This is a genomic window from Pelagimonas sp., from assembly GCF_058892305.1.
This window is the reverse complement of record NZ_JBZXVN010000026.1, coordinates 37,827-38,032: the sequence shown is the minus strand read 5'-3', so window position 1 is coordinate 38,032 and position 206 is coordinate 37,827. Positions and strand designations below refer to the sequence as shown.

The 206-nt window shown below is 62.6% G+C and carries 1 protein-coding gene; it reads left to right on the top strand.

Features of this window, described 5'->3' with window-relative positions; all coding sequences use genetic code 11:
* Window positions 1–206: hypothetical protein (locus tag AC5EFR_RS11390; RefSeq protein ID WP_493575934.1), on the top strand; the 206-nt coding region annotated here is incomplete at both ends.

The following is a 206-nucleotide window of genomic DNA, read 5'->3' as shown; positions in this document are numbered from 1 at the left end:
GCGGGTGTCGGCGCTGGTGTGACCGAAACGCTTGTCGATGCCACGACGATCACCCTTGTCGGCACGGCGGCGGACATCAACACCTATCTCGGCACGGCGAGCAACATCCAATACACCGGTGCGCTCAACGCGTCGGGCAACGATCAGGCGACGATCACGATCAACGCCAACGACGGCTCCGTCAATCCGCTCTTGGCGACGGTGAA